This is a genomic window from Blastopirellula marina DSM 3645, from assembly GCF_000153105.1.
Taxonomy (GTDB): domain Bacteria; phylum Planctomycetota; class Planctomycetia; order Pirellulales; family Pirellulaceae; genus Blastopirellula; species Blastopirellula marina.
In genome coordinates, this window is sequence record NZ_CH672376.1 from 3,564,857 (window position 1) to 3,585,108 (window position 20,252).

15 protein-coding genes are annotated in these 20,252 nt (G+C 57.3%); 8 read left to right on the forward strand and 7 right to left on the reverse strand.

Annotated features, from left to right (window positions below; all coding sequences use genetic code 11):
• Positions 1–181: 181 nt before the first annotated feature.
• Complete coding sequence (murB, locus tag DSM3645_RS16270; RefSeq protein ID WP_002653328.1) at positions 182–1,060, reverse strand: UDP-N-acetylmuramate dehydrogenase; 879 nt, start codon at positions 1,058–1,060, stop codon at positions 182–184.
• Between the two features lie 169 nt (positions 1,061–1,229).
• On the opposite strand from murB, the gene DSM3645_RS16275 reads away from it, so the two are divergent.
• On the forward strand, positions 1,230–2,141 hold the full coding sequence (locus DSM3645_RS16275) for a hydroxypyruvate isomerase family protein (RefSeq protein WP_040351897.1): 912 nt from the start codon (positions 1,230–1,232) through the stop codon (positions 2,139–2,141).
• Positions 2,142–2,145: 4 nt separating this feature from the next.
• Here DSM3645_RS16275 and DSM3645_RS16280 read toward each other — a convergent pair whose 3' ends face one another.
• Positions 2,146–2,976: a YkgJ family cysteine cluster protein gene (locus DSM3645_RS16280; RefSeq protein ID WP_002653331.1), complete on the reverse strand. Its 831-nt coding sequence runs from the start codon at positions 2,974–2,976 to the stop codon at positions 2,146–2,148.
• A 248-nt stretch (positions 2,977–3,224) separates the two neighbouring features.
• Between DSM3645_RS16280 and DSM3645_RS16285 the strand changes: the two genes are divergently transcribed.
• Complete coding sequence (locus DSM3645_RS16285) at positions 3,225–4,439, forward strand: CinA family nicotinamide mononucleotide deamidase-related protein (RefSeq protein ID WP_002653332.1); 1,215 nt, start codon at positions 3,225–3,227, stop codon at positions 4,437–4,439.
• A 264-nt stretch (positions 4,440–4,703) separates the two neighbouring features.
• Here the strand turns inward: DSM3645_RS16285 and DSM3645_RS16290 are convergent, their stop codons facing one another.
• Positions 4,704–8,816, reverse strand: a complete 4,113-nt coding sequence (locus tag DSM3645_RS16290; RefSeq protein WP_002653333.1) for a WD40 repeat domain-containing protein — start codon at positions 8,814–8,816, stop codon at positions 4,704–4,706.
• A gap of 313 nt (positions 8,817–9,129) precedes the next feature.
• Between DSM3645_RS16290 and DSM3645_RS16295 the strand changes: the two genes are divergently transcribed.
• Entirely contained in the window at positions 9,130–9,573 is a 444-nt protein-coding gene (locus tag DSM3645_RS16295; protein WP_040351898.1) for a hypothetical protein, read from the forward strand.
• A 588-nt stretch (positions 9,574–10,161) separates the two neighbouring features.
• On the opposite strand, the gene aat is transcribed toward DSM3645_RS16295, so the two are convergent.
• Positions 10,162–10,869: a leucyl/phenylalanyl-tRNA--protein transferase gene (gene aat, locus DSM3645_RS16300; protein ID WP_002653335.1), complete on the reverse strand. Its 708-nt coding sequence runs from the start codon at positions 10,867–10,869 to the stop codon at positions 10,162–10,164.
• Positions 10,870–11,152: 283 nt separating this feature from the next.
• On the opposite strand from aat, the gene dnaG reads away from it, so the two are divergent.
• The 5 genes from dnaG to DSM3645_RS16325 all read left to right on the forward strand — a co-directional run bounded on the left by dnaG (position 11,153) and on the right by DSM3645_RS16325 (position 17,218).
• Positions 11,153–12,988 (forward strand): DNA primase, encoded by a 1,836-nt coding sequence (gene dnaG / locus DSM3645_RS16305; RefSeq protein ID WP_131282632.1) that lies wholly within the window; start codon positions 11,153–11,155, stop codon positions 12,986–12,988.
• 93 nt (positions 12,989–13,081) lie between these two features.
• Entirely contained in the window at positions 13,082–14,755 is a 1,674-nt protein-coding gene (locus DSM3645_RS16310) for a sigma-70 family RNA polymerase sigma factor (protein WP_040352700.1), read from the forward strand.
• Positions 14,756–14,904: 149 nt separating this feature from the next.
• Positions 14,905–15,618, forward strand: a complete 714-nt coding sequence (locus DSM3645_RS16315) for a zinc ribbon domain-containing protein (protein ID WP_002653338.1) — start codon at positions 14,905–14,907, stop codon at positions 15,616–15,618.
• Positions 15,619–15,833: 215 nt separating this feature from the next.
• Complete coding sequence (gene greA, locus DSM3645_RS16320) at positions 15,834–16,316, forward strand: transcription elongation factor GreA (protein WP_040352701.1); 483 nt, start codon at positions 15,834–15,836, stop codon at positions 16,314–16,316.
• Positions 16,317–16,558: 242 nt separating this feature from the next.
• A complete protein-coding gene (locus DSM3645_RS16325) occupies positions 16,559–17,218 on the forward strand; it encodes a hypothetical protein (protein WP_002653340.1) in 660 nt (219 codons plus the stop codon).
• 70 nt (positions 17,219–17,288) lie between these two features.
• On the opposite strand, the gene DSM3645_RS16330 is transcribed toward DSM3645_RS16325, so the two are convergent.
• The 3 genes from DSM3645_RS16330 to DSM3645_RS16340 are packed head-to-tail and all read right to left on the reverse strand — an operon-like array spanning position 17,289 to position 20,129.
• On the reverse strand, positions 17,289–17,591 hold the full coding sequence (locus tag DSM3645_RS16330; protein WP_002653341.1) for a DUF167 domain-containing protein: 303 nt from the start codon (positions 17,589–17,591) through the stop codon (positions 17,289–17,291).
• Complete coding sequence (locus tag DSM3645_RS16335) at positions 17,588–18,331, reverse strand: YggS family pyridoxal phosphate-dependent enzyme (RefSeq protein WP_237564833.1); 744 nt, start codon at positions 18,329–18,331, stop codon at positions 17,588–17,590. The genes DSM3645_RS16330 and DSM3645_RS16335 overlap by 4 nt, the downstream gene beginning before the upstream one ends.
• A complete protein-coding gene (locus DSM3645_RS16340) occupies positions 18,309–20,129 on the reverse strand; it encodes a hypothetical protein (RefSeq protein WP_002653343.1) in 1,821 nt (606 codons plus the stop codon). Before DSM3645_RS16340 ends, DSM3645_RS16335 begins: the two co-directional genes overlap by 23 nt.
• Positions 20,130–20,252 lie beyond the last annotated feature (123 nt).

The window sequence follows — 20,252 nt, forward strand, 5'->3', positions numbered from 1 at the left end:
CTTCAGTTCCCGTCGGCGCAGACGCGCCCACCAATCGAACCTTAGTCTTGTGATCGGCCTTCCGATCTCACGAACATTAGATCATCCAGACGAGAATCTAACGGAGGATGCGTTCCCCTTACAGCAGATCAGCGCCAAGTTGGCGATCGTTCGGATACGATCGCCAACCGGCAGTCTGGCATTACCAAATCGTGACGCCGTTTTTCAGCTCAATTCCAAAGACTTCATGCACGCGGCTGCGGACCAATTCCATCAGCTGCAGCACATCCGTCGCTTTGGCGCCAGCAGCCGCAACCACAAAGTTGGCGTTACGATCTGACAGCCGCACCGCGCCGACCGAAGCGTCGCGAAGTCCCGCCTGTTCGATCAAGCTAGCAGCGCTGACGTCGGCCGGATTCCGAAAGAGGATGGAGATGTTCTGCTCCGGCAGCGGCTCGGCGGCTCGTTTGACGATCCACTGCTTTTGCATGCGCCGGGTCAACTCGGCGGCGTCCCCATTTTCGAGCTTCAGCGCGGCGCCCAGGATCACAAATTCGTCTAAATTGCTCTCGCGATACGAAAACCGGAGCTCGCCGGCGCCGCATTTTCGAACTTCCCCTTCCGTGGTCATGACGTCGACGCTGGTCGCCCAGCGTCCGATGTCTTCGCCGTTGTTGCCTGCATTTCCCCGCAATGCGCCGCCGATAGTGCCGGGGATGCCGACCAGCGATTCTAGTCCGGCCAGGCCAAGACCGACCGTCGTCGAGACCACGTTGGCCAGTCGGGCGCCTCCGCCGCATTGCACGACGGCGCCGTTGACTTCGATGTTGGTAAACGAAGGATGGCTCAAACGGACGACGACGCCTGAGATCGCCTCGTCACGGATCAACAGGTTCGATCCGCCGCCGAGCAAACGGACCGGCTTGTCCTGCTCGCGGCAACGCTTTAGCAGCGCGGCAAGTTCCGTAACGTTGTTGGGTTCGGCAAAGTATTCCGCCGCTCCGCCGATTCGCAGCCAAGCATACGAGGCCAGCGGCTCTTGCGTGCGTACAAAATGCTCAAATCCTTGGCAAAAATCCATGTGAAGTCGTTCCTTAGCTTGCTAGCGCTCCGCCATCATCTTTCCAGCGGTCCATTAAACCGGTCCGCGGCGTCGTTGACAATGTCGCTGACGCCCAGCAATTGCACCGCGCGAAGCATCGGTTTACGCTAATTAGAACCAATTCCAAACCCACCAACGGACATCGCCCATGAATTCCCCCTCCAGTGACGATCCGCAATCCCGCTATTCTCGCCGATCTTTGCTAGCCGCGGCCGTCGTCGGCGCCGCCGCATCTTCGGTGGGTGGTAAGGTCCGGGCCGACGAGGAGAAATCGACCGTCGGTGTAAAAAATGGCCGAATCAATCAGTCGATCGTGCCGTGGTGCTTTAGCCCGATGACGCTCGCAGAGTTGGCGCCGCACGCGGTTCGCTTGGGGATGAAGTCGATCGAATTGGTGCAGCCGGCCGATTTTCCGATTTTGAAAAAGCATGGTCTCGTCTGTGCATTAACCAGCTCGCACGGATTTGTAAAAGGTTGGAACGATGTCGCCAACCATGACTTCTGCCGCGAGAAAATGACCTCGGCCATCAACGCGACCGCCGACGCCCAGTTTCCGGCCGTCATCACCTTTAGCGGGATGCGCGGCGAGTTGACCGATGAAGAAGGGAAACGCAACATGGTCGCCGGGCTCAAGACGATCATGGGCTTGGCCGAAAAGCGGGGAGTCAACATTTGCATCGAACCGCTCAACACCCGCGTGGATGTCCACATGAAAGGGCATCCCGGCTATCAGTGCGATACGATCGAATGGGCGGTCGACGTGTGCGACGCCGTCGGATCGCCGCGGCTGAAAATCTTGTTCGACATCTACCATACGCAGATCATGGAAGGGGACGTGATTACGCGGATCGGCCAGTACCAAGATTACATCGGCCACTACCACACCGCAGGCGTCCCCGGCCGCAATGAGCTGGATGACCAGCAAGAGCTGAATTATCCAGCCATCATGAAAGCGATCGTCGCAACCGGTTACACCGGATACGTCGGCCAAGAATTCATTCCGAAAAACAAAGACATGATCGCTTCGCTGGAAGCGGCCGTGCAACTTTGCGATGTCTAAGACGTTATCGCCGGCGGGACCGCTGGCGTGCTCGCTTTAAGAAATTCGGCTTCGCGACAGCGCCGCCGTGCGGCGCGTCGGTGCGTGCGTTTCGCGGCCAAGAGTGCGCCTCGGTGCACATCGCCGACGCAAAAATGTCTTCTTTCGCCAGGTAACGACTCCACGCGTTGGGTTCGTTAAGCGCGCACAGCACGGCCGAATTCAGTTCGTACAGATTGCCGTCGAGACCTTGGTCGACCAAGGCGCGCTGCAATGCGCCGGAGACTCCCATCGTCGCCGCTTTCGCCGCTCGATCAATCGGGATCTGTCCATCCACTTGCTCGGCTGCGATCGACTCCGCCGCCGTTTCGCAGGCATCCTGATCGAAAGAATGAACTCCAGCGCAAACCAACGGTCGCGCCGGGTAAACCATACAAGCGCCGTCCGCGCCAAGGAGCCCGCACCCTAGACGCTTGGTTTTCGTTTCTTCGCGCGTCATCATCGCACGCCGCAGCGTTAACTTTTGCAGGCGCTCACGTATTGCGGCGACTTGCTCTGGCGACAGACACTGCAAAATATATTCCGCCGCCGCGATCGCTTCGAGCCCAGTGACGTCGATCGCGACCGTAAAACAGCAGGCCGAGCAACCTTGACGACAGGCGCGTAGCGGCGCCGTCAGATTCTCGGTCAGCGGATCGGGCTGCACGCCGCGCAGCGTATCAATGACGTCGAGCGATTCTCCCTGCTTTAGACTAGTGATCAGCTGAGGAAGTTCGCCCTTGACACGCGCAACCGCCGCTTCAAATGCGCGGCGTGCGTCGCCTCCAGACTGAATCTCTTGAATCAGGGAACTCATACCAGTCGCTTGGGCGGGGGGAGAAAAAACGAAGCTGCCGTTCATGATCGCTACTGGTAAACTTCGGCCGGTCGCGTGATCGCGCGCAATAAAATAGAGGGTCGAAGCGTCTGATTTGCAATTCTCGCTGCACGCAGTAGCGCTTTGCAAAAGTTTGCCGGTCAGGCCGTTCCTTCGGCTTGTCAGGAATGGCGAGCTGGCGGAAACTTTGACTACCCCAACTTCCAGGACCTTCCGGAAACTTCCCCATGCATGCAGAAATCGTGGCGATCGGCGACGAACTTACCAGCGGCCAACGTCTGGACACCAATTCGCAGTGGCTCAGCCAGGAACTGGGGGACCTGGGAATTCCGGTCAGCTTTCACACGACCGCCGCCGACGATCTAGAGCCGCTGGTCCGCTGCCTGCAAATTGCCGCTGACCGAGCCGAGATCATTTTGGTCAGCGGAGGACTCGGCCCGACGGCCGACGATCTAACGCGCGAAGCGATCGCGGCGGCGTTTGGATTAGAGCTGCAGCTCGATCCCGAGAGTCTTGCGCATATCGAGCAGCGATTCGCGTCACGCGGTTTCCCCATGCCTGAAAAAAACCGCGTTCAGGCCCTCTTCCCCACCGGCAGCATCGTGATCCCCAATCCCAACGGCACCGCGCCGGGGATTTACCTCACGATCCAGCGCAACGGACGCAGCGTGCAGCTGTTCGCATTGCCCGGCGTGCCGATCGAGCTAAAGGAGATGTGGCTACAGACGGTCAAAGCATCGATCGCCGGCGAGTCGGGTCTGCCGGAAAACTTGATTCGCCATTTTGAACTCAAATGCTTTGGCGTCGGCGAAAGTCGCTTAGAAGCGATGCTGCCTGACATGATTCGCCGCGGACGAGATCCGCAAGTTGGCATCACCGTCCACCAAGCGACGATCACGCTGCGGGTGACCACTCACGGCAAAGATGACGCCGAATGTTTGGCGAAAGCCCAACCGACGCTCGACGAGATCCGCACGACCCTCGGTCCGCTCGTCTTTGGCGAAACCGGCGACGAGCTCCAAGACGCGGTCGGTCGCTTGCTGGCCGAGGCGCATCAATCGGTCGCGTGCTTCGAGTCGGCGACCGCCGGCATGATCGCGTTTTCTCTTTCTGAGTCCTCGCCCGCCAACGAATATTTTGTCGGCGGACGAATCGCGCCGACGTTCGCCGGCGTTACCCAATACGTGAGTGAAGCGACCGACGATCCTGTCACGCTAATCGAACGCGCCGCCGAAAAAATCCGCGCCGAATTTCATGCCGATTACGGCCTGGCGATCGGCCCCATCAACCAGGCCGGCGCCTATAGCTTCGCCGTCGCTGACCAGGCCGGCGTGATCAGCGAGTCCTCGCAAACCTTAGGGCACCCTGAGATCCATCGCCCCCGAGCGGCGAAACAGGCGCTCGATCTATTGCGTTTGCGGTTGTTGGCGAAAACGATCTAGGGCAGCCGGACATTGGCTTAGCAATTTCCAGTGGGTTTGATCGATCTTTCCTTTCTCGTGAACGTGACCGCCACTAGGATCACGTTCTTCGATACCCGGCGGAATCGGCTCGACTTCTCTTGGCAGCGTCCGTAAAAGACCTGCTCGATCGAGATCCAATCCTCATTAGCGCTCCGGCCTGTCCGTCCAAAACTGGCCGGTTTGCGTTTGCAACCAGCGACTGCAACGGCTACTTTTTGACCAGGAGGGTCGGCCCTCGCCGCTCTATTGCCCCGTCGCCCACTGCATGGCCTTGTCGAATGAATTCGCCCCTTTGGGCCATTGAAAGTCGTCAGGCACAAACGCTTGGTCTTGAATAATTTTCGCGATGGCGGCGCCTGCTGCTTGGTCGCCTCCTTCTTGAGCGAGTTGCATTCCGGTCCGAATCAGGTGTCGGCGGGGATGCTCCTGAGCGATCTCGACCAGACCGCTGAGGAGACGTTCGCGCGAGAAGTTCAGCTCTTTCAACACCGCGGGCCAGCCTTCGGTTTTGGAAAGGCAGAGCGCGATCTGGAAGTAAGCGGCGTCTCCTTGTTTTCCGCCGATCCGATCGGCGACCGACTTGGCGTACTGCTGGGCGACTCCCTCACTGCCGCCAAATTCGGGAAGCAGCGCCATCGTGGTTTCGGCATAGATTCGCCCATAAGCAGGGGCCGCTTCCATCCCTCGATCAAGCAAGAACTTCATCTTCGAGCGGTCCCAGCCCGACTCACGTCCCAGGCGAATCGCCGCAGCATACGCTTCCGGCGGCGTATCCTTGCGTTGGATCAAAGGAGTAAGAATCTCTTTGCATTCTTCCAGCCGTTTTCGGTAATCACTCAGCAAAGCGCCCGGCGTTGCGGCGTTGGGCTTGTCGCCGCGCGCCTGACGGGCCAAGTCGTACTTCAGCTCAAACAAGGCCAGCCGCATCAGCTTCGAATCGGGATAAACCTGCAGATACTCACGCAGCTTTTGTTCTTGCCCGGCGGCGCCGCCGGTACGAACGGCAACCAGGTTCAAACGCATGATTAGCGACGAGTAAAGATTATCATCGATCGCATCCAACGCCGGCGTATTATCGTCGGCCCAATGATCGGCCAACAGTTCGAGCGTATCGTAGCGTCCTTCGTTCATGAGCTTGATCAGCTCCGCCGCGAGCAGGTATTCGCGCGAAAGAGGATTCCCTTCCAGCGTCCAAACGGTCGCCGTTCCCTTGCTATCGAAGTTCACAAAGGCGCCCGCATCCGGGGCCAGACGAATCCCTTCTCCAGAGCTGATCTCGGCCGGCAGTTTCACCGGGCCTTCATGCTGGCCCCCATCCCAATCACGAATATCGATACAGCGGTCGGTGCTGCACCAAAGTTGACGACCGTCGATCGAGAATTTGGCGCGGCGAACGTCCTGCAACATTCGCTGCGAAAAGGCCTCAAAACTTGCATCCTTAAAGCTGGTGATGACAATCTTGACGATGTTGTCCCCCGTGACCACGGCATAGCGATATCGTCCAGAAACGACTTGCGTGGGGCCGCTGGTGCGGATCGTCGCCGGCTTGGCGGTAACCCCTTTTGCATTGGGGACAATCACCATGACTTCAACCCGATCTTTATACCGCCGCGCTTGCAGATAAGAGCCATGAAGATCGATCGCGACCGCCACCGGTTCGAGCAGCCGTTCGTTTTTCGGATTGAGCAGCTGGGGCGCCCAAGAGTTCTTGTTCCCTTTAGAAAAGATGTGCACTCCAGCTTTTTCATCGACGGTATAAAAATGCTTGCCATCGGTCGACATGCCGGCATCGACCATCGGCGCTTCGAAGCCGGTCGCTTGATAGAGCACTTTGCCGGTATCGGCGTCGCGCAGTTCGACGGTTCCTTTGACGCTGCCGACCACCATTGATTTGCCGTCATGCGAGAGCGCGACGGCTCCCTTGCCTGGCGCGTCGTCGCCGGTAAGCTGCAAAAGTTGTTCGCCCGACGCGACGTTCCAAACTTGCAGGTCGCCGCTCTGGTCGATCGTCACGGCTCGCGTCGCGTCGGACGCCAGCTCCATCTTCCAGGGACGTCGATTTCCGACAGAAAACGAGGTCCCTTTGGTAAACGTCGCGTGATTGGTTCCGCGAGCGATCGCGTCCAGCTCTTCGACCTTGGCCAGTTCCCAGTCAGTCGGGGCCAAGTCTTGTGCCGTCGCCGAGGGAAGTTTCGGTTCGATCCTCGCTAGTTGGTAGGGTTGCTTCAAGGTCCACGTCATGACTTCTTCGAACTCTGGCAGCCCCCCCGGCCAAAGATGAAGCGCGGGAACGGCGCCGATCGAATCGAAATGTTCCGCAAGCTGTCTCGCCGTTTGACGGTCGTTCAGCTCGCGCGCCAGCATCAACGCCTGACTCAAATTCATGTTCTGACGGGTCGAATCGCGCAGCGCCATTTTGGCGTAGCCTTGCATGACGCGCGGCTGCGAGAACTGAAGTGACTCGAAGGTTCCTTCCCAACCGTGATAGTTGCGAACGCAACGCGCGATGTTCGCATACAGAATGTCCCCGTCGTCCCCGCCGACGACGTCGGCGATATCTTTCGCCATTTTGGCGGACGAATCTGGAGCGCCGCCCCATCGCGGCATCAGTCCAACGGCCGCTTCTCCCCAAATCCGAGAGTAAGTCGGCGCGTTTCGCTGAGCTTCGGAATAAAGGTAAGCTGTTGCGTCGTCGCTCCACTGTTCGACCTTCGATAGCTCCATCGCCTGCGCGTAGGCCTCGGGACAAGGGGGTTCGGCGCGTTGGAACAGCGGCATCAACATATTGGCCGCTTGCTCCAGGTTCATTTTGAAATACTTCAATTCCTTCTCGTCGACGCCGGCAGCAAAGCCGCGACCGCGGCAATCCCAAGCCATTTCGATCGCGTCCATAGTGAGGACGATCCGAAAGAACTCACAGTCGGGGTTCGCAACGACAAACTTTTTATACGTGTTGCTTTTCGTTCGATCCTGCCAGTGATTCGTTTTGTAATTGCGAACCACATCCAGCAGAAAGTAATACAGCGTCTGCTGTTCTTTATCGTAGAGATCGAACGGTAGTTGCGACCAACGCTTGGCCAACAGCTCGAGGGCCGCAAAGCGGTTTTCTTCGAGCAGCGCGTGAAGGTTGCGGATCAACTCGGCGTCGATCGCCGCCTGATTGCCTTCGAGACGCCATAGATCGGCCTGGCCTTCTTTCGTGATCAGGACGAGCAAGTTATCGTCCGGGGCGGTCAGCACTTGATCGATCTTCTGATCGATCTGGGGATAGCGAACCAGGTCGAACAACGGCAAGTAGTTCACGACGCGAACGTCGATTCCACCTTCGGTCGTGATCCACGCGGTTTGGCTTTGTAAATCGAAACGCGCACTGTAGCACGCCAAGAAGCTGGGTTCATCGGTACCCGTAAACTTGTAATTCTCGGGGTGTTTGTAAGCCAACGTGATCTTCTGATTGTCGACCAACAACACTTGCCGATTGTTGGCGGCCGTCCCTGCGATCGGATAGGGACTATGCGAGATGTTGCCGCCGGAGATACCGATCTTGGTTGAAAACAGCACGCTGGTCGGGCTAGCGATGGCCGACGCGTACGCGCCGCTGTCGCCGACCGCGACATCAATCTGCGGACGAAGATCCGCAATGTTCTTTTCCTTTTGGACCTCTCCTGCGGCCTTCGGCTCTGCGATGTAGGTATGTCCTTTCACATCGGTTGCGGCAATGCGGGCCCCGCCCAGTGAGAACGCCGCCGCCGCAATCGGAAACTCCAGCTGATCGTGCGTGAATTCAAGCCGGCCCGTCTTCGCATCGAACAACAAGAGCTGGGACGACGCATCGCCAAACAGGACTTGCAAGCCGTCCGACGAAATCGCAATGGCCGCTTGCTCCGAGGCCTTGTCGAGCGCGAACTCGACGAGTTGTTCGCCATCCGGAAGGCTCCAAGTCGTCAGGCGCTGCTCCGCATCGTAGGTGAGCAGCGTCTTGCCATCGGCCGATACGTCGGCGGCGACGATCGCCGCCCGATTCAAGGGAGCGGTGCGAACATGCACGAACTTCGGTTGCAGATCGCTTGCACGCAGACGCTCGATCTCATCGACTAGTTGCTCATCCGACTTGCCAGTGGTGAGCGGGTTCCAAGGAGCCAGCTTGGCGACCTCGTCCATCGGATAAACTCGAATGGGCCGATAGCTCGGAGTATTAAACTCCTTCACGTCAGGATATTCGCGTGTGAAGATCTCCGGCTGGGGCGTCTCTTCCGCTTGCCCTTGGGCGCGAAGCGCGATGGAGGCGCTGCTGGCCAACAGGAAACATCCGACGGCAAACCAGCGTGTCGAGCGCCGGCAAACAAAGAAGATCATCGCGAGAATACCATTACGAAATTGCGGACGAGAATACGAGATCGGAATAACGCTTGGGACCGATCCACAGCCGTGGTACGATCGGATGCAAAGATAGACGCTCGAACCGGTAGCGATGATCCAAGTTTATCATCAAGATTCTGCGGAAACTTGACAAATTTGCACCACGTTGAAAACCAATCTTTCCCCGTAATATTCATGGCGCAGGATTGCTGGGATGAGCGGACATATCCGCCAAATTAGATAACGCCGATGCTGTAGGACCAAGAGCGCGACGGGACAAGTAAGACAGCGCCACACGGCTGAGAACGACTTGAATATCACAGAACCTTCCAAGCCTTGGCAAATCTCCCTGTTTGACACGCTCCGATTTGTCGCGAGCGTCGCGATTGCCTTAGCACTCTTCTCCCACATTGGGATCGTGTTCATCCTAGTGATCTCGTTCGTAGGCTCCTTCCTTGCGGCGATCGATTTCATGTCCAGCTTGGATCGATGGATTGAATGCAGGTCGGAGCCGATCCTGCATGGGAGCTTGGCCAGGATCGCGGGCACGTTGATCGGCTGTGCTTTCGGTTCGTTGCTCGCTACGATTGCATGCGTCGTGATCGTGCTTGGCGGACTACTGAGTCTTGACCACGTATTTCCGATCATTGCCGCTTCTTGCTTACTTTGCGGAGCGACGGCCGGAAGCTTTCCGGAAGTCGGGAAGCGACTGAGCGGAATCACAGGCTTTCTCTACGTCATGCTGATGTGCTAAACTCAAGAGCCGGAGCGCATGGGTCGCATCGATAAGGAAGTCCGCGTCCTATCACGGATAGAATTCGACGGGATCTTCCTTGCCGCGTTGTTCAATCACCTGGGGTCCACTTCAAAGATTGTCGCTGGACAAAGCGCACGGAGTTCGGGTCGATTGCAGGTGAGGGATCCGCATCCGAATCACCGACGCGCGGCGACCTAACCTTTACATTGCGCGCAAAGGAAGCGATTTCGTGGCGCTAGGTATTCCCGCAGTCCAACTCCAAAAAAAATCGGATGCGGTCCGGTCCGGTCGTCCACTCCGAAAAAAAAAGCACTGCAGCCTCAGTCCACATTGAGAAACTATTCACGAAGTCTCACAGTCCGTAGGTCGAATGAAACATTAGCCAGAGGCGCGAGCGGATGGAGTGGGGGTCGGCGATTCCGACGCGGATAGAAGTAGCTAGACGCAATCCATCGGCTCGCGCCTCTGGCTAGTGTTCGCGGGATTCAAAAAAACCCGCTGCAGTCCTGTCCATCGAAAAAAAAGTAGCGTTGCGGTCCGGTCGAGATGCAGATCTCGCCGTAGGGTCCGCCCTACCGGAGAAGGTTATTCAAGATCAGCCAACAGCTGCGGTACGTCGGCCACTTCGACCGCTAGTTCTGCGCCAAAGGTGACGGGGTAGCGGACGGCGTCGGCGAGTCGTTTTAGGTAGATGTGACGCGGGATCTCGCAAGCGCCCATGCTGCCGGTGTGCGGGGTCCATTGTTGAATATCAAACAAGCGATAGCCGCGTACATTCAGATGAGCGACCAGGGTCGCTAGCGCTACCTTCGACGCGTCGGTGACATTATGAAACATCGACTCGCCGGCGAAGGCGCCGCCGACCGCGACGCCGTAGATGCCGCCGGCGAGTTCTTCGCCTTGCCAGACTTCGACGCTATGGGCGTGCCCCTCTTCATGCAGATTGCAGAAGGCCTTAAACAAATGCGGAGTAATCCAAGTGCCGTCCCCTCCTTTGCGGCGCCGCGCGCATCCCCGCATCACGTCCGGGAACGCCTGATCGCAAGTCGCCGTAAATTGACCGCTGCGCAGCGTACGGGCCAAACGTCGCGAAACGTGCAGGTCGTTCAACTCGATGATCGCGCGGGGATCGAGGGAGAACCAGGTCATCGGCAGCCAATCATCCCACATCGGCCAGGGGAAGATCCCGTGGCGATAGGCGTCTAACAGGCGCTCGGCCGATAAATCTCCGCCGATCATGACGAGCCCTTGCTCGTCGGCCGAATCAGCTGGGGGAAAAAACTTGGGCGGCATCTTCCGTTCCGTGGTTTCCGCGAAGGTCTTGTTCTTTCCAAATTGTGCTGGACAATAGACTTAAGAGCAATCGGCAGTCGATATCAAAAAAGCTGTCGGCAGCAGCCGGGATGAACTTGACTCGGAATCGCCAAAAAGCATAAATTGCCCCCACTCGCCATGGAAGGCGAAGACGGCGACCGACTTACGTCGCTTTTGGTCAGCACGGAGCTGAGCCAAAAACGAGCCGCAAGCAGCCGACGCCTGGGGATTTATCCAAACAAATCCCTGAAAGGATTTCAAAGTGACACTGGACGACTCACGCGAAGTAGTACGCCAAGCATCCGATATTGCGGATGTGATGGGCGGTTACATGCCGCTGACGCGTCAGGGTCGCATTTATCTCGCTCTCTGCCCTTGGCACAACGACACTCGCCCCAGTTTGCAGGTCAACCCAGATCGCCAATCATGGCGCTGTTGGGTCTGCGGAATCGGGGGAGACATTTTCAGCTTTGTGATGCGTCGCGAAGGAATCGACTTCCGTGAAGCATTAGAACTCCTGGCCGATCGCGCTAATATTTCCTTGACGAAATCGGCGCCGACCCAGCCGGGATCGCCCAACGACAAAAAGACGCTCTTTGCGGCCGCAGCTTGGGCCGAGCGACTTTTCCAGAAAAACCTCGCTCATTCCCCCGATGCGGACGCCGCTCGACGTTATTTTCATGATCGCGGCGTTTCCCAAGATTCGGTTAACCGCTTCCATCTAGGATATGCTCCCGATCAATGGCAATGGCTCGTCGATCAAGCCTACTCGACCGAGTTTTCGGCCGCCGTTCTCGAAAACGTCGGCCTGATCGGCCGCAGCAGCACGTCGGGCAAGCCGTACGATCGCTTCAAGGGACGCGTGATCTTCCCGATTCATGACGTCCAAGGACGTACGATCGGTTTTGGCGGCCGCATTCTGCCGCAAAACACCGATGTCAAAGCGGCTAAGTACGTCAATTCGCCCGAAACCAAGCTCTTCTCGAAGAGCGACAATCTCTATGCCCTCGATTTGGCGCGTGACGCGATCTCCGAGACCCGTTCGGCCATTGTGGTCGAAGGCTATACCGATGTGATCGCACTGCAGCAGGCCGGGATTCGCAACGTCGTCGCCGTGCTGGGAACCGCGCTGGGCGAACGTCATATTCATCTGCTTCGCCGCTACGCCGATCGGATTTATCTGCTGCTCGACGGCGATGAAGCTGGTCAACGACGAACGAACGAAATCCTGGAGCTGTTCGTATCAGAACAAGCCGACCTGCGAATTGTCACGCTGCCTGATCAACTTGATCCGTGCGACTTTGTGCAACAACGCGGAGTCGACGCGTTTTCCGCGGCGTTGGAGACCTCGGTCGACGCACTCGAACACAAGCTGCGAATCACCACGGCCGGCGTCGACGTCCGTCGCGATTTGCACAAAGCGAATGAAGCGCTCGAAAGCTTGCTCTCGACATTGGCTCGAGCACCGCGACTGCGAGACGACACCGGCTCGGACGTTCGCTTGCGAGAGCATCAATTCCTGGCTCGTTTGGCCCGAAAATTTGAAGTTGACGAGCTGGAATTGCGAAAACGACTTTCCTCGCTTCGTCGCGCGACCAGCGCATCGGTCAGACCGCCCGAGCAAGCCGACGAATCGACCAGATTACGTGCTGCTGACTTGGATCCGTACGATCGAAATTTTCTCGAAGTACTTGCTTGTCAGCCTGACTTGACCATTTTGGCGGCCGACGAAATCGGCGTCGACGAGATGAGCAGCGCGGCTGCTGTTCAGCTTTATCAAACATTTATTTCGGCTTGCCATGACGGCTCGCCGGTCGAATTTACTCAGTTGCTTTCGCAGATCGAATCGGAATCGCTCAAAGGCTTGTTGGTGGAACTCGACGAGCTGGCGACGGCGAAGAAAATCATCGATCCCGAAACGCTGCTGAAAACGATCATCGCGGACTTTAAACGCCGCTATGAAGACCGAGAGGGACGCGACCGCGTCACCGCTCTGGAGCAGAAGAATTTGCAACCGCAGGAAGAGTTAGATGTCCTGCAGCAAATGATCGAACGACAACGAAGTCGACAGGGAATCGTTTCTCCCACGGACGGGTAGAACTGTCGAACTATTGCTTAGTTTAATCGGCGCCCGCACGCAGATTAGACGGCATACAACCTGATGAACTTGAAAGGCAAGGAGGCTTTTCACGTGGAACTTTGTGATCAGGATTTGATCGCGCTGATGGAGCGCGGCAAGACCCAGGGTTATCTCACCTACGACGAAGTCAACAACTATCTGCCCGATGAAGCGAGCAGTCCGGAGAAGCTGGATAAGCTTTTGACCGAACTGGAGCAAAAAGGGATCGAGTTGGTGACCAGCGCCCCCGAGGACGACTTTGACGACGCACCGACGTCGCGAGCTCCTTCGGCCCAAGAATTTCGGGAAGCGATCGACGACGAAGAAGGGACCGACACCTTTGTCCCGGAAGAAATCTCCAAGGCGAACGATGATCCGATTCGGATGTATCTGTCGCAGATGGCTTCGATCCCGCTGCTGACGCGTGATCAAGAAATCGCGCTCGCCAAGAAGATCGAAATTACCCGCAAGCAATTCCGCCGTTCGGTCTTGGCCTGCGATTTCGCGATGCGAACAACCGTCGAAATCTTGACCAAGGTCCATCGCGGCGAGTTGCCGTTTGACCGCACGATCAAGGTCTCGCTGACCGAGCAACTGACGAAGGAGCAGATCCAGGCGCGCATGCCGCACAACCTGCGGACGCTGAACCATCTGCTGGATCAAAACCAACGCGACTTCAAAGTGCTGCTCCGCAAATCGACTTCGCGTGAAGACCGACTCGCCGCCAAGCGTCGCTTTATTCGCCGCCGTCAGAAATGTCTGCAGCTGGTCGAAGAAATGAGCCTGCGTACGCGTCGGGTTCTGCCGGTGATGAAACAGCTGGAAGATTTTGCGAGCCGCATGGAGCAGATTCGCAATCGCATGGACTTGATCGGCGATCAATCGTCGTTCAAAGATGAGCGAGCGAACCTGCGACAAGAGCTGCGTGATCTGATGATCCTGACGCTGGAAAGTCCCCGCGGCTTGCGTCAGCGTTGCGAACGTTATCGACGTCAATTTGACGAGTACGAAAAAGTAAAACGCGAACTGTCGAGCGGCAACCTGCGGTTGGTCGTTTCGATCGCCAAGAAATATCGGAATCGCGGGCTCAGCTTTCTGGATCTGATCCAGGAAGGCAACACCGGCCTGATGCGAGCCGTCGACAAGTACGAATACCGCCGCGGTTTCAAGTTTTCGACGTACGCGACCTGGTGGATTCGCCAAGCGATCACTCGCGCCATCGCCGATCAAGCGCGAACCATTCGCATTCCGGTCCACATGATCGACGTCTTGTCGAAACTGCGGAACGTGCAGAAGCGTTTGCTGCAAGAGTTGCGTCGCGAACCGACGATGGACGAAATCGCGCGTCGCGCCGAGATCGACCTAGAAGAAGTTCGCCGCGTGATGGATATCGGCCGCCAGCCGGTCAGTCTGGATCGTCCGATTGGCGAAAGCGAAGACAGCAGCTTTGGCGAGTTCATCGAGGACAGCCATGAAGAGACGCCGATTCGCAGCGCCAGCAACCAGATCCTCCGCGATCGCATTCAAGGTCTCCTCAAGACTTTGACCTATCGCGAACGAGAGATTATCAAGCTCCGCTACGGTCTGGGGGACGGCTATACCTACACCCTGGAAGAAGTGGGGCGGATTTTCAAAGTGACCCGCGAACGCGTTCGTCAGATCGAAGCCAAAGCGGTTCGCAAGCTGCAACATCCGGTTCGTAGCCAGCAACTCGAGGGCTTTCTGGCCGGCGCCGCCGCCGACTAACGCCTGCGGACTCCCCCACTAGGATGCCTCCAAGTCGATAGGCCGCCTGGCTCGCCAGGCGGCTTTTTTGCGCGCTCCGGTATTCGGACTTTGGGGGGAGTGCTAACATTGAGGAGTATGATTTCATTACTCGGGCGAGGTTTACGTCAATGTCGGCTCATGAATATGGCGAAACGCTGGCGCGACTCCATCGCATCCACCAGCAGCTCTCGGAACTGAGAACGCGTCTGAAGCGTGGCCCCGCCAGAGTATCGATGGCGCGCCAAAAGCTGGCCGCCATCGAAAGCAATTTGGCGACCACGAAAGAGGCGATTCAAAAGACCAAGATGACCGCCGATCGCAAACAGCTACAGCTCAAAGAAGGTGAAGCGAAGATCGAGGTTACGCAGGGTAAAATGAACGCCGCGAAGGGGAATGAAGAGTATCAGATCCTGAAGGATCAGATCGCGGCGGCGGAGATGGCCAACAGCGTACTGGCGGATGAAGTCCTCGAAGCGCTGGATAAGATTGATCAGCTGACGGCGCATGCCGAAAGCGAAAAGCTGAATGTCGCCGCCAGCGAAGAAGAGTTGAAGAAGGTTCAAGCGGCTGCAGATCTGGAACGTGAAGATCTGGAAGGCCAAGTAGCCAAAGCCCAAGCCGAGCTCGCCGAGGTCGAACCGCGACTTCCGGCCGAACTGAGAGCCGACTATCAGCGACTGACCAAAGCCCGCGGCGAAGACGCGTTGGCGGCTGTCGACGGCGAAGAGTGCGGTCAGTGCTACGTCTCGATGCGTCCTCAAGCGTTTCAAGACCTGAAAATGGGCCGCATTGTCTATTGTTCGTCTTGTGGAGCAATGCTCTACTTGCCTCCTGGGGATTAAAGCGTCCCTGGGGCTGAAAGAGCCGGAACTCAGGGAATTTATAGGGCCTAGCGTCTCCGTTGCTGCTAAAATACAGGCCTGCCGGTCGATTAGGTGAAGCTCTCTTTACACTTCGCGCAGAACGGCGGATAATAGTAACAACTTGAATCGAGCGGCGACCATCCTTTGTGAGGGTCGCATTTTTTTTGAACCGCGGGAGAGTTCCAATGTCGAGCATGGCAGATCGTAATCCGATGTCGAGAAAAGGCTTTGACAAGCTCAAGGCGGATCTCGACCATCTTGAGTCGGTCGAAATGCCGCGCATCACCGAGAAAATCGCCACGGCGCGCGAAGAAGGCGACCTCAAAGAAAACGCCGAATATCACGGCGCACGCGAAACGCAGGGCATGATCCAGGCGAAGATCCACGCGATCAAGTCGAAGTTGTCTCGCGCCTACATCATCGACCCGGCTTCGATCGATCAATCGGTGGTCGGCTTCTTCGCGACGATCACGGTCGAAGATCTCGATATGGATGAAGAAGACACCTACACGCTGGTCGGCAACGGCGAAGAGGATTTCATGAACAACAAGATCCTCATCGACAGCCCGATGGCCCAAAGCTTGCTCGGTCACAAGGTCGGCGACGTCGTCCCGATCGAAGCTCCTAAGGGGACTTACGAGCTGAAAATCCTGAAGATCGAGTACAACCTCGACTAGCGATTTCGTCCAGCTGCAAGCAACCACGAAGCCGTGTTGATCAGAACACGGCTTTTTTCATGCGCGACGGACGGCGTACGTTTCTCCGACTATTTCTGCAAAATGAAGTCAGATCCTGCTACAATCTGCCCCCAATAAAGTGCTATGATTTGAAAATTGCGACAAAGATTCGGTCCTTCACGGCGAATTAAACAGCAAAGCACTCTTGCCCCAACACAACCAAGACTTCAGGGAGACACAACGTGGCGACAGGAAACGAACCTAAAAAAAGCGGCGGCGGAGCATCGAAGATCCTGCTCGGGTGCTTGATCGCCGTGCTGCTGATCTTCGCCGTCTTCTGTGCCGGCGGGGTTTACCTGTTTATGAATCGGGGCCCCATCCTCGCCTATTTCGCCAAAGGCGTCGGGCATCAATTAATTGACGAAACCGATCTATCCGAAGAACAGAAGGTCGGCATGAAAGAGCAGATCGACCGCTTGGCCAACGGCGCCGCCAGCGGCGAAATCACACAAGAACAACTCGAGCAAATTGGGACGAACATCAGCAAATCGCCGGTGATCTCGGCTATTCCGGTCATCGTGGTCGAGACGCTCTACATCAAAAAGTCGGGGCTGTCGGACGAAGAGAAAGCCGACGCGAAAAAACAACTGAACCGAGTCGCCCACGGCATGTTTGAAGACAAAATCACCTCGGAACAACTCGATCCGGCGATGGAGAAGATCGCGACCAAAGACGCGAACGGCAAATGGGAAATGCGTAGCCCGCTGACCGACGAAGAGCTGAAAAGCTTTGTCGGTGAAATGAAAACCATCGCGGACGAGAATGAAATCCCCGACGAAGAATTCAACATTGATATCGTCGCGGAATTCAAGAAAGCGATTGACGACGCCCTCGAAAAATAGGGGCCCGACGTCAAATCGTCGCCGCAGCCATTCAACGGGGCGAGTCGCATGTCGGCTCGCCCTGTTTTTGTTAACCGCTCGCGAGAACCGCGTCGATCTTGGCTTGCAGCTGGGCCAGTACGATATCGCCGACCAACACGCGTTTCTGGCGATGCGTATGGCCTGCAATGATTTCTAACTGCGACTTCCGCAGCACAAGTTTTTTGGCCAATAGCTCGACGATCGCCTTGTTCGCTTTGCCATCTTCGGGAGCGGCGGTCACCGAAACTTTGAGCGCTCCCTGCTGCTCTCCCCGGATTTCGTTCTTTTTCGAGCCCGGCAAAGCGCGGACCGGCAAGATGACGCCGCCGTCGTGCACTTGCAATTCGATCACCGCTCGATTCCCTCGAAGAGCGAAGAACCGACGCGAACCATCGTCGCGCCTTCTTCAATCGCCGCTTGGTAGTCGCCGCTCATGCCCATCGAGAGTTCCGTCAGCTCGATATTGTCGGGAGCATCCGCCGCCAAGCGATCGCGTAGCTCTCGCAGCGCCGCAAAATTGGCCCGGGCGACGTCGACGCCGCCTGCGAGAGCCGCCATGCCCATCAGCCCCCGGATTTCTAGGTGCGGAAGTTTCGCCGCTTCCTCCAAAACGCGGGGCGCATCGTCGGGGGCGATTCCATGTTTGGCCGCGTCGCCTGAGATGTTGATTTCCAGCAGCGCCTGAACGCGGCGATCAGCCGTCGCGGCGGCGTCCACCGCTTTCAGCAATCGCAAACTGTCGCCGGCATGTAGCCACGAGAGAACCGGCGCGGTCCGTTTCGCTTTGTTGGTCTGCAGATGGCCGATCATGTGCCAGCGAACGGGTCGCGCGGCGAATTGCTCGGCGCGTGCCCATAACTGCTGAGGACGACTCTCGCCGAGATCGCAGCACCCTAACTCGAAGAGCGCCTCGGTCGTCTCCAAGTCGACATACTTGGTGACGGCGATCAGCCGCACATCATCGCTGGATCGACCGGCGCGATCCGCAGCGGCCGCGATTTTGCCGCGAACCTCCGCAAGATTTTCCGCCAAACGCTCTCGCTGGGCCGTTTGCATGCCGGGTCTCGCGTCACTCGGAATCGGAGTGCTCAATTTCTAAGATTCGATTGACTCCCTCATCGCCGTCAAACCGCGCGATCATGCATTCGGAAGTCAGGTTGACCCCCATGATCGTCCGATTCGCCTTGTCGGTAAACGAGCGATAGAGCATCCAGTTTTCGTGGTGCAGCTGAAAACGGAAACCAACCGCGACTTCCCGCGACTGAATCTCCAAGTTTTCGGCAATGGTCAACTGCCGCCAGGTAAACGGACGCAAGCGGCGACTTCGCTTCAGGTCGAACAGCAGCGGCGCGTAGAGCGACTTCCCTTGCGTATGCATTTGCAGCGAGATCTGATCGCTTTCGCGCTCCAACCGACCACGACTGCTGTCGATGCGCCATTCCGGCAATCCAAGCGGCAAGATGCGGGCCCAACCGCGTCCTTTTTTGATTTCCATTTCGCACGTTTCGCCGGCTGCGATCGATTCAATATCGGCGACAAACGGCGGTGCGATCTCGTAGTCGATCCGGCCTGCATGATCTTTCAGGACAATCGCATCAGCGACCAGCAGATACTGATCTTCGCGCGCGAGAAAGAAGATGCGTTGCAAGCGATGGCCGCCGGTCAGCTCAACCTCCAGCTCGAGATAATCGCCGTCGTCATCGGTCAGCCAGCCGACTTGCGTCCAGCTGTCATGACAATCGAGTTGCTGGCCATCCAACGAGATCTGCGGCTTCCAAAGGCCGGCGGCTAGAATCTCGCCTTCCGATTCCAGCTCGATCTTCACGTCGTCGCCCGCGTAATCGATCGCCAAGCGTGGGCAGCGACGCGACCAATCGGTCCGCAAGATCGCTAGTTGGCTCCACTCCGATTCATAAGCGGACTCAGACAGAGACCACTCGGCGACATTCTCTTTGTTCGCTTTGCCAGGCAAAGCGAACTCGGCGATGCGAGCATCTTCCTCATCCCCATCCAGCTCCAGCGCCGTTTGAAACAGATGCTTGGAGTATCGGCTCGCAACGCCGTCGGCGAACAGCTGACTGCCATCGCCGCGCGTGACTCGAATCCCTTGGCGAACGGCCCACGAATATTGAGCGGCGGCGTCTTTGTGGAATTTGGCGCCTTTGATCTCTTTGCCCAGCACGAACGATCTCGTCCAACAAGCGAGCAAAGCGCGAAAGCTGGGAAGGTTTTGACTTGTCGGCATCCCTTCGCCGTCAAGCAAGTTATCGATCCCGTCGCTGATCACGGCGGCTCCTAGCTTGGCCAGTTCGGCGCACGGTAGGATCTCCGGAAATTGATACGCCAACGTCAGCGGCAGTTCGCCTGCTAAAAACTGCTCCGGTAGATGATCGTCAAAATTCGCCGCGAGCGCGTCTTGCGCCGATTGATAAAGCTGGGTGAGCATGCTCCACCAGGTCGACTCGCTGAGCGCCGCGGTCAACTGCGGCAAAGCGTGCGTCCACGCGATCATCTCCAAAGCGAGATTCCGTTCGTTGGCCCGTTTTCCGGCCAAGGAGAGCCACTGGTCGGCGGTCACCTGCCAATCAATTTTGACCTGTTTGCCGCGCGCAACTTTGCTCAGCTGCTCAATCCAAACGAACGTGCGACCATCGATTGATTCATCCGGCAGAAAGGCCCAGCTGAGCGGCGATTCTTTCTTGCCCGAAACGAGCTCTTGCAACGGAGTCGGCAACTTCCGCTCGGACAGATACGTCGCCCAGCTCGTCCAGTCGTCGAGTTTGCATCGGCGGCGAAATTTCGGGGCGCAGATCGCCCATTTCTTGCTCTCCGCCCCAGAATCTTCCGAGGCGGCGCCCATCGAATGCGTCGATGCGGTTGACTGAATCATTCTTTTCTCTGCGTCTATTGAACCGGGAAACGAAATATAGCTCGACGTAGACCGAAACGCGGAACGGCACTATCTTAACAGTGTGATATTTGATTGCCTTCCCCCTCACGTCAGAAAATGGGG

What these genes read in the sequence shown, in the direction of transcription:
- aat (WP_002653335.1), bottom strand. Translation starts at nt 10,869, where the DNA reads ATGCCGCCCAAGTTTTTTCCCCCAGCTGATTCGGCCGACGAGCAAGGG.
- DSM3645_RS16285 (WP_002653332.1), top strand. Translation starts at nt 3,225, where the DNA reads ATGCATGCAGAAATCGTGGCGATCGGCGACGAACTTACCAGCGGCCAA.
- murB (WP_002653328.1), bottom strand. Translation starts at nt 1,060, where the DNA reads ATGGATTTTTGCCAAGGATTTGAGCATTTTGTACGCACGCAAGAGCCG.
- greA (WP_040352701.1), top strand. Translation starts at nt 15,834, where the DNA reads ATGGCAGATCGTAATCCGATGTCGAGAAAAGGCTTTGACAAGCTCAAG.
- DSM3645_RS16315 (WP_002653338.1), top strand. Translation starts at nt 14,905, where the DNA reads ATGTCGGCTCATGAATATGGCGAAACGCTGGCGCGACTCCATCGCATC.
- DSM3645_RS16290 (WP_002653333.1), bottom strand. Translation starts at nt 8,816, where the DNA reads ATGATCTTCTTTGTTTGCCGGCGCTCGACACGCTGGTTTGCCGTCGGA.
- DSM3645_RS16280 (WP_002653331.1), bottom strand. Translation starts at nt 2,976, where the DNA reads ATGAGTTCCCTGATTCAAGAGATTCAGTCTGGAGGCGACGCACGCCGC.
- DSM3645_RS16340 (WP_002653343.1), bottom strand. Translation starts at nt 20,129, where the DNA reads ATGATTCAGTCAACCGCATCGACGCATTCGATGGGCGCCGCCTCGGAA.
- DSM3645_RS16275 (WP_040351897.1), top strand. Translation starts at nt 1,230, where the DNA reads ATGAATTCCCCCTCCAGTGACGATCCGCAATCCCGCTATTCTCGCCGA.